Annotated in this window: 16 protein-coding genes and 1 pseudogene; 6 read left to right on the forward strand and 11 right to left on the reverse strand. The window is 36.4% G+C overall.

The window, feature by feature from the left end:
* Positions 1 to 5 precede the first annotated feature (5 nt).
* Genes F902_RS12615 through F902_RS12635 form a run of 5 tightly spaced genes read left to right on the forward strand, consistent with a single transcriptional unit; the run spans position 6 to position 2,954 of the window.
* Positions 6 to 368 carry a phage GP46 family protein gene (locus tag F902_RS12615; protein ID WP_005203997.1) on the forward strand — a complete coding sequence of 121 codons (363 nt, stop codon included), beginning with the start codon at positions 6 to 8 and terminating at the stop codon, positions 366 to 368.
* Between the two features lies 1 nt (position 369).
* A complete protein-coding gene (locus F902_RS12620; RefSeq protein WP_005203999.1) occupies positions 370 to 1,416 on the forward strand; it encodes a baseplate J/gp47 family protein in 1,047 nt (348 codons plus the stop codon).
* Positions 1,416 to 1,949 (forward strand): DUF2313 domain-containing protein, encoded by a 534-nt coding sequence (locus tag F902_RS12625; protein WP_005204001.1) that lies wholly within the window; start codon positions 1,416 to 1,418, stop codon positions 1,947 to 1,949. Before F902_RS12620 ends, F902_RS12625 begins: the two co-directional genes overlap by 1 nt.
* Positions 1,949 to 2,710 (forward strand): phage baseplate protein, encoded by a 762-nt coding sequence (locus F902_RS12630; protein ID WP_005204002.1) that lies wholly within the window; start codon positions 1,949 to 1,951, stop codon positions 2,708 to 2,710. The genes F902_RS12625 and F902_RS12630 overlap by 1 nt, the downstream gene beginning before the upstream one ends.
* Before the next feature lie 31 nt (positions 2,711 to 2,741).
* Positions 2,742 to 2,954 (forward strand): hypothetical protein, encoded by a 213-nt coding sequence (locus F902_RS12635; RefSeq protein ID WP_017401883.1) that lies wholly within the window; start codon positions 2,742 to 2,744, stop codon positions 2,952 to 2,954.
* A 130-nt stretch (positions 2,955 to 3,084) separates the two neighbouring features.
* On the opposite strand, the pseudogene F902_RS22145 reads toward F902_RS12635, so the two are convergent.
* From F902_RS22145 to F902_RS12655, 5 genes and pseudogenes are all read right to left on the reverse strand, one after another.
* Positions 3,085 to 3,225 (reverse strand): annotated as a pseudogene (locus tag F902_RS22145) (G:T/U mismatch-specific uracil/thymine DNA-glycosylase); the annotation flags it as partial.
* A 49-nt stretch (positions 3,226 to 3,274) separates the two neighbouring features.
* Complete coding sequence (locus F902_RS12640) at positions 3,275 to 3,724, reverse strand: hypothetical protein (RefSeq protein ID WP_005204004.1); 450 nt, start codon at positions 3,722 to 3,724, stop codon at positions 3,275 to 3,277.
* A gap of 727 nt (positions 3,725 to 4,451) precedes the next feature.
* Complete coding sequence (locus F902_RS12645) at positions 4,452 to 5,243, reverse strand: class I SAM-dependent methyltransferase (RefSeq protein WP_005204005.1); 792 nt, start codon at positions 5,241 to 5,243, stop codon at positions 4,452 to 4,454.
* Between the two features lie 78 nt (positions 5,244 to 5,321).
* Complete coding sequence (locus tag F902_RS12650; RefSeq protein ID WP_005204006.1) at positions 5,322 to 5,582, reverse strand: hypothetical protein; 261 nt, start codon at positions 5,580 to 5,582, stop codon at positions 5,322 to 5,324.
* A 155-nt stretch (positions 5,583 to 5,737) separates the two neighbouring features.
* A complete protein-coding gene (locus F902_RS12655; protein ID WP_005204007.1) occupies positions 5,738 to 6,829 on the reverse strand; it encodes an LLM class flavin-dependent oxidoreductase in 1,092 nt (363 codons plus the stop codon).
* A 313-nt stretch (positions 6,830 to 7,142) separates the two neighbouring features.
* Here F902_RS12655 and F902_RS12660 point away from each other — a divergent pair, with 313 nt between their 5' ends.
* Positions 7,143 to 7,637: a DUF2867 domain-containing protein gene (locus tag F902_RS12660; protein ID WP_005204009.1), complete on the forward strand. Its 495-nt coding sequence runs from the start codon at positions 7,143 to 7,145 to the stop codon at positions 7,635 to 7,637.
* A gap of 58 nt (positions 7,638 to 7,695) precedes the next feature.
* Here F902_RS12660 and F902_RS12665 read toward each other — a convergent pair whose 3' ends face one another.
* The 6 genes from F902_RS12665 to F902_RS12690 all read right to left on the reverse strand — a co-directional run bounded on the left by F902_RS12665 (position 7,696) and on the right by F902_RS12690 (position 13,090).
* Complete coding sequence (locus F902_RS12665) at positions 7,696 to 10,026, reverse strand: TonB-dependent receptor (protein WP_005204010.1); 2,331 nt, start codon at positions 10,024 to 10,026, stop codon at positions 7,696 to 7,698.
* A gap of 133 nt (positions 10,027 to 10,159) precedes the next feature.
* Positions 10,160 to 11,035 carry an MBL fold metallo-hydrolase gene (locus tag F902_RS12670; RefSeq protein ID WP_005204011.1) on the reverse strand — a complete coding sequence of 292 codons (876 nt, stop codon included), beginning with the start codon at positions 11,033 to 11,035 and terminating at the stop codon, positions 10,160 to 10,162.
* 10 nt (positions 11,036 to 11,045) lie between these two features.
* Positions 11,046 to 11,456 (reverse strand): DUF6691 family protein, encoded by a 411-nt coding sequence (locus F902_RS12675; protein WP_005204012.1) that lies wholly within the window; start codon positions 11,454 to 11,456, stop codon positions 11,046 to 11,048.
* Positions 11,456 to 11,872 (reverse strand): YeeE/YedE family protein, encoded by a 417-nt coding sequence (locus F902_RS12680; protein WP_005204013.1) that lies wholly within the window; start codon positions 11,870 to 11,872, stop codon positions 11,456 to 11,458. Before F902_RS12680 ends, F902_RS12675 begins: the two co-directional genes overlap by 1 nt.
* 206 nt (positions 11,873 to 12,078) lie before the next feature.
* Positions 12,079 to 12,831, reverse strand: a complete 753-nt coding sequence (locus F902_RS12685) for an ATPase (protein WP_005204014.1) — start codon at positions 12,829 to 12,831, stop codon at positions 12,079 to 12,081.
* A 4-nt stretch (positions 12,832 to 12,835) separates the two neighbouring features.
* Positions 12,836 to 13,090, reverse strand: coding sequence for a hypothetical protein (locus F902_RS12690; RefSeq protein ID WP_005204015.1), 255 nt, complete (start codon positions 13,088 to 13,090; stop codon positions 12,836 to 12,838).
* Positions 13,091 to 13,139: the final 49 nt, after the last annotated feature.

The raw sequence follows: 13,139 nt of genomic DNA on the forward strand, positions 1-13,139 counted from the left end.
TGAACATGGGCAATATTAATTTAGAAACAAAAGACTATGTCCTGAGTAGTCTCAATGATGCATTTGGTGATGATGTCATTCAATCCGTTTATTTTCGCTTGAATATGCGTCGTCGTCGTTATTGGGCAAATCCAAATAAAGGTAGTCGTTTTTTTACTCTGCGTCGCTCTAAAGATGTGCCTCGTATGCTGCAAACAGTACGACAGTATGCTGAAGAAGCCTTAGAAGACTTAGTCCCTGAGCGCCTACAATCACTTATAGTCTCGGCAACTCAAACAGTTAAAAGTCGAGTCGATTTAAATATTGAAATTATACGATTAACTGGTGAAAAGCAGACAATTCCTTATTTTGTGGCTGTAGGTGGTTGATATGGCTTATCCAATTAAAGACTTTGAACAGATTCGTAATCTGATCATCCAAGAAATCCGAAATTCAACGGGTATCACAGCACCAGATGACTCTGATGCCGCGATTCGCGCTGATGGCGAAGCCTCAGTGGTTGAAGGCTTGTATCATCATCAAATCTATATACAGAAGCAGCTTTTTGTTGAAACAGCAGACGAGCCTTACCTTTATATTCATGCTGAAGTGTTGGGTGTGCCTCGTTTGGGCGGTTCGCAAGCTTCAGGACAAATAACAGCTTCATCTAATATCACCTTAACCATTCAAGCTGGCAGCAAGTTGACTGATGGTAAAGGTCATTTCTGGCTTGTCGTAGCAACAACAGAGTTATCAGCCAATACACCAAAAACAATCGAAGTTGTGGCTGAGCAGATTGGTGCAAGCTGGAACTTTTCAGGCTCATTATTATGGGTGAGTCCACAAGCTGGTCTTAGCGGTGTTGCAACTGAAGTCACTATTAATGGTGGTGTGGATGGTGAAGAACTAGAGGATTGGCGCACAAGAATGCTTGAGCGTAAACGCTTGGGTTATTTTCGTGATCGTTCAGCAGACTTGGAAGAAGCTATTAAAAAGCGTTCTTATGTGAAGGATGTTTATATCTATAAAAAGCGGCGTGGTCTTGGCTCTGTTGATATTGCTTTTACAATAAAGGGCAATCCACCAATGTTGCCCACCACAAATCAAATTATTGAAGTACAAAAAATTTTAGATGACGTATCTGATCATTATTTTGATTCAGTTGCTTATGTACTGGACAAAGAGTTTATTGACATATCCGCAGTGGTCACTGGTAATGTTGATTTAGATTCTGTGAAGACAACGATTAAAAACTACATGGCTGAATTAAAGCCTGTTGCTGAGTATTCATATAGTCAATTGTTTGGCCGTATCTTGAGTTTATCTGGTGTTACAGACCTAGTATTAACCCCAAGCCATAACGTCGATCCGACACTCAATGTCTTTCATACAGGTTGGTTAAGACTTGGCACATTAAATGTAACACGAGGCTCATGATGAATTTACAAGAGTCAGCAAACCAATATGCCCTAGTTTTACGCCAATTGTTGCCAACTGGTGTATATGACACTTCTGCTAAAACTACACTAGCAAAGGATATATACGCGCATGCATTGGCATTTGCGCAAGCTGATCTGGATGCAAAGCGCTTGCTAAATGTCATTACGGATATTCCAGTCGAGTTATTGCCCGAGTATGAGCGTGATTATGGTTTACCACTTAAATGCACAGTAAACGCAACGAAGACCGTGCAAGAGCGGATACAGACACTCAAGTGGGTAATGGATAAGAAGAACGTCTTAAATCGTTTGTATGTCAAAGAGCTTTTGGCGCAGTTTGGCATTACTTTGCTTGAACTGGTGAACTACAAGCCGATGCAATGTACAGCACCTTGTACTTCTCCAGTCAATACAGACGTGCTTCGCTACAAAGTCAAACTCAAGCTGAAAGCGCCAGTTAATGCAGACATCAACTGCATTATCGAAAACTATTTACCAGCGTACATCCGCTATGACATCGAGGTGATCTAATGAAACGAATTGATAGCATCAATGCACGTCCAAACGTCAATGGAGCTGGTAAGACAGGTTTTCATGACAACAATGATATCTCTGGACAAGATGCCACATACTTGACACCAGACTGGCTCAACCACATTCAGGAAGAGCTGTGTGCTTTACTTGAAAAGAATGGCCGTACATTAAATTCTGGTCAACGCGATCAGCTTTTTCAGTTGTTATCGACTGAAGATGATGTGGTGGCTTTGGCTGCTGCTACGCAACAGAAAATTGATAACGAGGCAACTACGAGAGCCACAGCTGATAATCAACTATCTCAGCGCATCTCTACGCTCGAAACCTTTGCTGGTGCGATCATTGATCGAATTTACCCTGTTGGTGTAATCATTGAGTTCGCTGTGAACTTTAATCCAAACAGCCACTTCAGCGGTACGACTTGGGTCAGACACGGTGAAGGTAAAGCTTCAGTTGGTTTATCAACGCAAGCGAACGATCCAGCTTGGACTAAGGTTATCGGTACAGTATTTGGAGAATATCAACATACATTATCAGTTAACGAGTTACCTGAACATAAAGCTGAAACAACAATGTTTAGAGCTGGTTATGTAGCATCTGAAGGTGACTGGACTTATGGAGGTGAAACAAGTGGGTTTGCAAATGATAGCACGTCAGATTCTTACGGTACGATGAAATCTAAAACGATTGGTGGTGGAGTGGCTCATAATATTGTCCAGCCATCTATTGTTGATTTACGCTGGCGACGTACTGCATAGTGATGGGTTGAATTATGAAAAATGGTTTCAAATGGTGAAACTATTATTTATTCGATTTATCTCAATATTTTGGGTAAATTATCTCGGCGCGCATCATTTTCTGCATAAAAAAGCAGGTCGTAGTGCTCAGGCATTGGCTGGACACAGCTCAGTAAAAATGACAGAACATTATGAAGCAGGACATGAAATTGTTTGGAATGATGTAGATGTGGGGATCGCTCTGCCATTTGCTGGAATGACATAAAATCTTTTAACAAATGGGATTTATAAGTTATTGTTTTCTATGATTTCTATAAGTCCCATTTTTGCGTTAAAAAGAACTGTTTTTTATAGCTATAATTGATATAAATCAATGTTTTAATTTAATTTTACTTCATTACATTTTGATAGTTAGGATAGTAAAAATCCATTTTCCAACGAGTTTGCGGCGGCGGAAAACTGCCCAACATTAGTAGCTTTGCAGTCGCAGGTAAAAAAGGTTGTAATGGATGTGTTTCTATTTCTATATCAGTCATTTATACAAAGAGCCAAATTTTAAATTGAGTGAAGAAACTTTTGAACTTATTATAGTAAATTACATTGTTTATGAATAATCAACTGCTTAGCCACACTTTCTCTTTTATCATAATTATTTTCGCTCAAGTCATTCACTAATTGATTGGTTTTATTTTCTATCTCATTTTGTTGTTTACCAAGCAAAAAACCAGCATATACATCATTGTTGATCTTATAGTGTGTATTCAAATCCATTAAAAATCGATCAACTTTTTCATCTTTTTTTAATTCTTTAATTGTAAATTTAGAAATTTCAAATCCGTGAGCCATAGCTATTACACCTAACCTTTTTGCATTATCATCGTTTTTTGCAATATTATTTAATTCTGAACAACTAAAAGCTAATTTTATTAATTCTGATTTCATAAAAAACTCATCTTTAGTAAATTCTTCTTTACCATAACTCGACTGAGCCATGAATAGAACTAATATCATTAAAATTTTAAATTTTGCATTCATCTAATTTATCCTAAAAACACGATCATTTTTAAGGAAATGTAACATTTTTAAAGTTTAGATGATATGGATTAAGTGTTTATACCTAGATAATATTTCCACAAATATCTTTTACTCTTGTTGGATAGATATTCTGTAATTTAGAGCGGCCAGTGACCAGTTCCGTATAAAATTAATTACTTATAATATTTAAAATGGATGGAATATTTTTTACTTCTAGGCCAACTAAAAATTTTTCTTCTGTTTTTTTTGAAATATACACCGATACAACCTAAGTCACATCCATTGAATTCCACAGCAACTTATTGAATCTATTGATTAATGAAAACCTATCTAGGCTCTATTGTTCAAATCAACATTACTAATCTAACCTTTATTTATCAAGTATTTTAAAATTAGGTGAATTAACCTTAAAAAATCTTTCTTTACTAACGAACTTGCCTCATAGTCTTTATTTATACCAAATAAAACAGCAATCTTTAAAACTGGCATTTTATTAAATTAGAGGCTTACCACATCTACTTTCTTAAGCATTAAATTTTGATTGAGTCATTTCACCTAAATAGCAAATAAGTAGCAATGATATTTCTGTTCAGACATTTGTTATTATCAAGTCTAATTATTAAGTTAATTTTATATCATAAAAAGTAAAGAGGTTTACTCAAAACCCATCACTTTTTTCATAAAACATTAAAAAAATTAAAGAATAAGTTATTAATATTTAATAAATTTATTGGTTCTTCTCACCCAGTATCGAAAACATCAATGGTAATTTTTTACCAAAATGCTCAACCCTATATTTTTCATTCTCTTTCGTCATATTGGCAAAACAGTTATAGAATGAGTAATCATATTCTTTGAATTCCAGAACATTTACTCCATGATTGATTAAACTTGTAAATATTTCACTCAGGCTATGATTCCAAGTGATGGCTTGATAGTTTATTTCTGCTGATTTATCCGCATAAGAGCCTGTAGATGTTTCACTTATAGGGTCATTTTTGAAGTAGCTATATGTTATATTTTTAATTTCATCATCAAACATCCATATGACTGGATGAAATTCAACAATTAAAAATTTACCTCCAATTTTTAAGAAATTGGATATCACCTTGGCCCATAAATCTAAATTTTCTAACCATCCTATAACGCCATAACTTGTAAATACGTAATCGTATTTTTTGTCTAAAATACTGGGTAGTTCATAAATATTGGAGCAAATAAACTCTACATTTAAACCCAATTCATCGTTAAACTCTTTTGCTTTTTTAATGGCTTCTTCTGAAAAATCTATAGCTGTAACATTAGCTCCAAGTTGAGCCAAAGACATAGAATCTTGTCCGAAATGACATTGTAGGTGTAGTATGGATTTTCCTGAAATATCTCCTAAAATACCCAGTTCTATTGGGTTTAGCGTGTTTCTTCCTCTTAGAAAGGAAATATTGTCATAAAACTCGCTCTTGATATGCGCATTTGTTTTTAAATTCCAAGCATGCTTATTGATACTGATATAGTCACTCATCTTTTACCCTTTTAAGAACTTAAAAATTTGTTTTAATTATAAAAAGAAAGCCCTTAAGGGCCTTCTTTTACATCTAACCTAAGCATTAAATTGTGATTGAGTCATTTCACCTAAATAGCAAATTGAGATCGCAAATAAATTCTCTGGCTGAGTCGTGGGATCATTCTTTTGGATCCACTCGGCGCCAATGATATTCAATTCATTAAGCTTTGACTTTGAAACAGGAGGTAAATATGTTTCTAAAGGCAACTGAATACTGAAATTTCTTGTATTGCCATTATTACTCTTATCATTAAATGTATAAGCAATTAAGTACCAATGATATTTCTGTTCAGACATTTGTTATTCTCAAGTTTAATTATTGAGCTATTTTTATAACATAAAAAGTAAAGATGCTTACTCAAAATCCATCATTTTTTTCATATAAATAAAGGACTCACAACAAATTGAGATGATCTTTGATACATCAAAAGATCATCTCAAACCCCATCAGTCTAAGCTTTCAGTAAGCCTCTGTCCTTTAAAATCGGTAAAACATGATCCCTAAAATATGGAAATTCTTGGGTGTAGTTGAGAAAAGATAAGGTACTGCCTGAAAAACCTGTTTCATCTAACAGTATCAGCCCTTCTGCTACTTGTTCAGGCGTCCCGACCAACGGAAAACCACCATGACCTACGGCAATACGTTGGCGTAATTGTTCACGTAAATCAGCTGGGAAAGATTTGCAAAACGAAAATAAAGTATCCATCAATTGCTCTATAGCACCGTGATCTGCATTATTTAATTGTCGATCCCACTCAGCTTTGGCTTCTTCTTCAGTAGCACGGCAAATCACATGGGCAAAGGTCAGGACTTTAATTTTCCGACCTAAGGTTTCGGCTTCATCTTTAAGTTCTTTAATCTCTGTCATTGAACGTGTTAGATCGGCAGCAGGCGTAAATAAAAAATCTGAATTTTTAATGGCGAACTCACGTCCTTCTTTTGAACCAGCGGCATTAAAAATGGGTGGAAAAACTTGAGGAGCTGGTTTTCCATAAGTGCCTTGTGTTTGAAAAAATTTACCGTCCCAGTTGAATGGCTCAGTGCTTTGCCAAGTTTTTTTAATTAATTCATACCATTCTTGTGCATAGCCATATCGAGTTTCATGATCATCAGGCAAATGTAGCCCCAACGCATCGTATTCATGTTTATTCCATCCTGCAACAATATTTAGACCAACACGATTGTCACTGACTTGAGCCATAGTAGCAATTTGTTTTGCGACCACAATTGGATGATTCAATACTGTATGCAATGTCGCAAAAATCTGAATTTTTTTAGTTTTTGCCAATAATGCCGATGTCCATGTCACGGTCTCTAATACTGTTCCATGAAAATCCTTTTTGCCACCATGACCAATAAAACGTGCCGCGGATAACATGAAATCAATTCCTGCATCATCGGCCATTTGTGCCAATTCCAAGTTTTGGCTCCAACTCGCATCCCAACCATCATCTAGAGTCGAAGGTGTTAAACCTCCAGAACAATTAGAGGCAAAAATGCCTAATTTAAAGTGATCAGATAAGTTGAAGTTGTGTTGATGCATGATTTTTCCTTTTTAATATAAATCGTTAAAATGTGGAATTGAAAAGCCTACTTCACGAAAAAAGCCTGTCTTTATCGTAGTAAGCACTTAGTTTCTATCTTATAAAATCAATCTTACTGTACTTAAATTTCTATAAATTATGTGAAATGTAATTTAGCTTAGCAAAATAAATATCAATTAGAAAAGCCATTTTATACTAGAATATCAAGCCAAATTTAAAATAATCGTCAGATAATGTAATTGACAAACATTCAGTAATTCACCTATAAATTAATATAAATTTCATATATCTATAAGTCTAGGAATAAGTGCAATGGAACATCAGAATGATCTTCATCCTTTGGTTGCTCCATTAGCATCGCTTAACTACCTGCATGAAGCACATCAATACATCGACAAGAATCTGACAGTGATACAAGTTTATAACTTAATGACAGGTCATCCACCTTTTTGGCTACGTATCGCCTTTAGGATTAGAGATTTTTTAAGTTTAAAGTTTGGAGGCGTTCAACCGATCAAAGGCTTTAATTCAGTTAAACCCGAAAATGTTCAGATCAATGAAAAGTTGGATTTTTTTGATGTGGTGAAAATTACGGACAAGGAATTATATTTACAATCTACAGATAAACATCTCAGCGTATTGGTCGCATTACAGCTTCAGGAACATAATGAACAAGAGAATGAGTTGACCGTCACAACCAGTGTGATTACTTACAATCTTTTTGGAAAGATTTATATGCTTCCGGTCTCCTTAGTACATGATCTAATCGTCAAAAATTCATTAAAAAATTTAAATCAATCGTGTTAAGTGGCGACCACTGAAAGCGCTTCTAGCGATTTTCTTTCAGTGGCCAGATTTTATCACCTTATATCTTCATACTTACACCAAGCTGAAAACCTCGCCCTGGTAATGGTGCAATGTATTTCAAAGGCGAATTATGCGGTCTCGCCTCCTCATTCAGTAAATTTGAACCGTTCAGGAACACGTCAATATCAGAGTTCTTAAATTTTAGATGCTTGCTAATCTGCATATCGACCATATTGAAGGCTGGCAATGGCTCTTCCTCCGAAACATTCTTGCCTAGGTATTTCGGTTTATCATAATAAATACTTGAGAGACGTGCCGCCCAATCCCCTTTACTCCACTCTACGCTTGCACCGTAGCGACTGGTTGGCATGTTTGGTAAATAATTGCCATCATTAAACAAGCTCGTTCGATTCGGATTTAAATTTTTATTTTTCACAAAATCAGCAAACACGCCTAGGGTAAAAAGCCCCAAATGCTGTGTATTAATTTTTTGTTTTAGATCAACTTCAAAACCTGTGATTTCAGTATCTGTTTGAGTCCAGTATTTGAGTGGTAAGCGGTTCGCCGTTTGCATGCCAGAATGAGTGAGATAGAGATAGTTTTCAAATTTCATCTTATACACGGTAGCCTCAAGATTAAAATCTTGATAATTGAATAAAGCGGTCAGCTCTGTATTTTTAGATTTTTCAGGCGCTAACTTTTGATTTCCTTGCTCATTAACCATGATCGAATAGTGATTACCACTGGCATAAAGTTCATTCAGCTCAGGCGCACGCTCTGATACTGAATATCTAAGCTTCATGCCTAGATAGTCATTCATTCTGAGATATGAACCAAAACTATAGCTTTCTAAATCGAAATTAGTATCTTGCAACTTAGAATTCGGCGAGTTGCGAGAGACTTTAAAATCACTGTCTTTGATCGAGTGATCAATACGTTCTTGGCGATAACCTGCATCGAAAGAAAGCCAATCTAGATCAATTTTCTCTTGAACAAAAATGGCGTGTGTCTTGGTATTTACATTGGGTAAATAGCGTAGTTTCCCCTGTCCTTCAACAGTTCGATTACTCTGACTCAGCCCAAGTAGACCATTTAAATACGGCAAAGGTTGATGTCTGAATAGTATTTCAGCTTGTTTGGTATCAAAGCGGTAATCATTTGCTAACTGTGTCCCGAGATATTCACCTGAACGATTGATCACTTGATTCGCTTTGAAGTCGATTCCCTTCAAAAATGGTGTATCAAAATTATATTGACTATCCAATGTATATTTTCGTTGATCCGTCTTTATTCCTACAGGTAGACCATCATCATAAGAAGATTGAAACGACTTATTTTCTAAAGAAAAGCCTGGTACACCGTATGCATTTTTCTGGGAATCTGCACTCAAGCCAATATAGCCATTTTGCAGAAAGTAAGTACTTCCGATCGCATAATGCTGATTTTCCAAATAGCTATTGCCTAGCTTTCGATTGTAATTTGGTGTCACATCGTTATTAATTCTGTTTTCTTTAAACTTGGGTGTATCAGCAATATATTCAGGATTTGCTGGGTTGATATATGTCTTACCACTCCAAACAGATGACGGCTTATCGGTATAGAATGAAAATTTCCCATCTGCCCAATCTGGATTTTCAGTCATAAATTGGTCAATATATTTTTGCGATGCGGTGTTATAGATCTGCTGTATGCGCGTATCTTTTTGACAAGCATCTGCCAACGCTGAATTCACACCACCTGTTGCAGGAAATACTGCGCTATTACATTGCTCAGCCTTGCTGTCACCTGGAATTTTATAAGAAGAAATGTCTTGTTTAGAAAATAAAAAATTGGTTGAAAAGTTGCTTTGATTATTTAAATTCAGCTTAAAACCATGTGCATCTGTATTATTCCAACCTTTTCGCACAGCCAACTCTAAATTATGATCTTTCTTGGGAATTTCTTTGCTAATCAGACCATTCTCTACATTTACACTACCACCGATGGCATTTCCGCCGTATCGCACACTATCCGATGACTTATTTACCTGAATAGATTGATTAAATAAAGGATCAAATGGAATGGCAATATTACCACTGATAGCATTCATGCCATAAATCGATAGTCCATCCTCAAGAATTTGTACACGATTGCCACTTAAGCTGCGGATAACTGGTGCTCCTGCATTGGGACCAAAAGCACTACTCTGTACACCTGACACCTGCTTGAGTGCATCCCCTAAAGTTTGATTTTGTGTATTTCGATTCTCTACAACAATATTGTTCCCGATTGAAAGATCTGTTTCTGCTTTTAAACTGATTTTTGGCAAAATGACAGAACTGTCCTGCTCATCTGCAGATGCTTGCTGATGAATGAATAGAATGGCTATTGCCAAGGCTTTATAACGCACATTGAACTCCTTATTTTTAATTGTTATGTTATAACATAACAATTGGGTATTCAAACAAAACCTAAGCTTCATTTTTTATTCTTAATGTGCGTGAAAAAGACATCGCTCAAATCCTTTTGAGCAATTAAGTATTCTATGATTGATTAAAGTAATTCAGAGGCAACTTTAAGTAGCGGATTCCATTAGACTCAGATTCTGGGAATCGGCCTGCATCCATATTGATTTGAATTGCCGGTAGAATAAGCTTAGGCATCGACAAAGTCGCATCACGTGCTTGACGCATTTGTACAAACTCATGCTTCAGTGTTTTTGCATTTAAGTGAATATTGCTATGCTTCTGTGCTCGAATATCTGTTTCATAACTATATGTATCACGACCTTCTGGTTTATAGTCGTGACATAAAAAGACACGTGTAAGTTCTGGCAATTGATACAGTTTTTGCACAGAATCAAATAAGATATTCGCACTGCCTTTTGGGAAATCACAACGCGCCGTTCCATAATCGGGCATAAATAAGGTATCACCAATAAAAACAGCATCACCGATCACATAACTTAAGCACGCAGGTGTATGTCCTGGTGTCGGTAGGTTATATGCCGCTAAGTTTCCGATACGGAAGTGTTCATGGTCTTTAAACAGATAATCGAACACTTGATGCGTATTAAAATATTTTATATCCATATGATAAATTGCACTAAATGTTTCCTGAACAATGGCAATTTTCTCACTCATGGCAATCTTGCCACCAAGCTTAGATTTCAGATATTGCGACGCCGTTAAATGATCGGCATGAACATGGGTTTCCAATATCCATTCAACGGTAAGGGCTTGAGATTCAATATAAGCAATGATCTCATCTGCATGCTGTGTGGATGTTGATGCCGAGGCAGCATCATAATCCAAAACACTATCAATAATTGCACAATGCTTTGTTTCAGCATCATGTACAACATAACTAAAGGTATTACTTTGCTCATCAAAAAAGGCTTTGACTGCTGGATATTGCACTGCATTTCTCCTACTGTTTGGCCCAAAGACGATGGATCAACATGCCGAGCAGCATTGCTCCAATAAAATACCAAACTTCAAAATAACCCAGTCCGATCAGAGTAATTGCGGGTGCTGGGCAAATGCCTGCAATTCCCCAACCCATACCAAATAATATCGCACCTATGATCAACTTCTTATCAATTTGATTATTCTTTGGTAAAGCAATCGCCTCACCTGATAATGTTTTTGGATTGCGTAAAGCTTTCTGAAATGGGAGAAATGCAACTGCAATTGCACCAATCATCACAAACATCAAGCTAATATCCCACACGCCAAAAATGTCTAGAAAACTTAATACCTTCTCAGGATTTGACATTCCAGAAACCAAGAGGCCTAGTGCAAATAGGCTACCGAAAATCAATGCAAATAAATTCTTCATTACGCTGCTCCCAGAATATGACGCACCACATACACCGTAACAAAACCAGCGATCATAAATGTAATTGTGGCAACCATTGAACGTGGCGATAAACGGCTAATCCCGCAGATCCCATGCCCACTGGTACAACCTGAACCTAAACGTGTCCCAAAGCCTACCAACAGTCCAGCAATGATCAAAGCGAGCGGAGACGACTGCATAATAATTTCAGGCTTGACAAAAATTTGATAAATAAAGGGTGTAATAATCAGGCCTAATAAAAACCAAAAAGCCGAACTACGCAAAAATGTTTTGGGCTGTAATAATTGGGCAATCAAACCACTCACACCCGCGACACGCCCATTGACATATAAATAACCAACAGCCGCTAATCCAATTAACGCGCCACCAATTAAAGCTAGAATAATACTTGCCATCATCCTCTCACTAATCAATATATATTTTTATAATATATCATTTTAAATAATAATTAAATAAATCTATTCAATACTAGCGCTTAATCGCTTATTTTTACGAAAAATGGCATAAATTGGTAAGCATTTCCTAAAATTAAGTCATTTAATTTGACTATTGAGCATAAAAACATGCTTTGAACAAGCATCTTATTTCTTGAACTGAGTGACTACTCGAATTCAGCAAGTACTCTTTCTGCAAACCAAACATGAAAGACTGTCACGATCGGATTGATTCTTAGTCGATCAGCCTGTTCAATTTCAGCAAAAAAAGCTGCTTTTTCACCATTCGAAGAATTATCAAATATAAAAGCTCGATCACTCGCCTCAATGGCTTGCATAAGTAAGTTCATGCTGCGGTAATAACGATCACGAATTTTGGGTTCTGCTACAGCATGTCCACCTGTACTTACCCGATACTGTACCCGCGCAATATTGATTTCAGGGTCAATCGTTGAAACATAGTACAGATAAGTTTTAAACCCTTGCTCCTGAGCCATTTTCAGAAACTCAACTTTGCTGATATGCGACATGACAGTTTCAAAGGTAAAACTAATTTTCAAGCTTAGAAATTCCAAACGGATAAAGTCGATGATTCTGGCAGCAAGATATGAATCAATATCTTGAATAGCAAAAAGAATATGATGCTCACCGAGCAATTCGGGTTCTTGACTTAATAAATTACAGGTTCTTTGATTCAATTTTTTCTTTTTGGTTTTTAAAAAAGCAATCAATTTTAGTGCATCTAGAGACTCATGATAAATCTTTAAATCTAAGCGATGAGTTTGATTTAAGGTTTTTTCGAGTTCATCTGCATTTAAATATGCCCCAATATGTCCGGGCAATAAATATTCTTTAATCGTACTTTTACCAGAACCGTTTGGACCAGCAAACATGCGAATTCTAGGCGTAGACTGTCGCATTAACCTATACAACAGCCTGCTTTTTTTTACGCTTCAATAGAGTACGCGATGCTTCAATAGTAGTATAAGCGCCTGATATATCCTTGATCACTTCAATCTCGCCAGTTGGATGCTGTTTTAACAGTTGATGACCTTTAGCATAAACCACAGTAGAGGATTCACTTGCTTCTTCAAACGCGTTACGAAATGCTTCTACAGCAAGCTTAGGAAGAAGACTTTCCTCTTGCGTACTCATTTTCATGATTGTAAAAGCTGTCATTAAAGACTCCTCCGCTAGATTGCGCTTATACCTATACTAGCATAACTGC

Origin of the sequence: Acinetobacter higginsii (assembly GCF_000369525.1) — a bacterium.
Taxonomy (GTDB): domain Bacteria; phylum Pseudomonadota; class Gammaproteobacteria; order Pseudomonadales; family Moraxellaceae; genus Acinetobacter; species Acinetobacter higginsii.

Bases quoted from the DNA above. Each gene is read 5' to 3' on its own strand.
- F902_RS12615 (WP_005203997.1), top strand. From the start codon at position 6: ATGGGCAATATTAATTTAGAAACAAAAGACTATGTCCTGAGTAGTCTC.
- F902_RS12620 (WP_005203999.1), top strand. From the start codon at position 370: ATGGCTTATCCAATTAAAGACTTTGAACAGATTCGTAATCTGATCATC.
- F902_RS12625 (WP_005204001.1), top strand. From the start codon at position 1,416: ATGAATTTACAAGAGTCAGCAAACCAATATGCCCTAGTTTTACGCCAA.
- F902_RS12630 (WP_005204002.1), top strand. From the start codon at position 1,949: ATGAAACGAATTGATAGCATCAATGCACGTCCAAACGTCAATGGAGCT.
- F902_RS12635 (WP_017401883.1), top strand. From the start codon at position 2,742: ATGGTGAAACTATTATTTATTCGATTTATCTCAATATTTTGGGTAAAT.
- F902_RS12640 (WP_005204004.1), bottom strand. From the start codon at position 3,724: ATGAATGCAAAATTTAAAATTTTAATGATATTAGTTCTATTCATGGCT.
- F902_RS12645 (WP_005204005.1), bottom strand. From the start codon at position 5,243: ATGAGTGACTATATCAGTATCAATAAGCATGCTTGGAATTTAAAAACA.
- F902_RS12650 (WP_005204006.1), bottom strand. From the start codon at position 5,582: ATGTCTGAACAGAAATATCATTGGTACTTAATTGCTTATACATTTAAT.
- F902_RS12655 (WP_005204007.1), bottom strand. From the start codon at position 6,829: ATGCATCAACACAACTTCAACTTATCTGATCACTTTAAATTAGGCATT.
- F902_RS12660 (WP_005204009.1), top strand. From the start codon at position 7,143: ATGGAACATCAGAATGATCTTCATCCTTTGGTTGCTCCATTAGCATCG.
- F902_RS12675 (WP_005204012.1), bottom strand. From the start codon at position 11,456: ATGAAGAATTTATTTGCATTGATTTTCGGTAGCCTATTTGCACTAGGC.
- F902_RS12680 (WP_005204013.1), bottom strand. From the start codon at position 11,872: ATGGCAAGTATTATTCTAGCTTTAATTGGTGGCGCGTTAATTGGATTA.
- F902_RS12685 (WP_005204014.1), bottom strand. From the start codon at position 12,831: ATGCGACAGTCTACGCCTAGAATTCGCATGTTTGCTGGTCCAAACGGT.
- F902_RS12690 (WP_005204015.1), bottom strand. From the start codon at position 13,090: ATGACAGCTTTTACAATCATGAAAATGAGTACGCAAGAGGAAAGTCTT.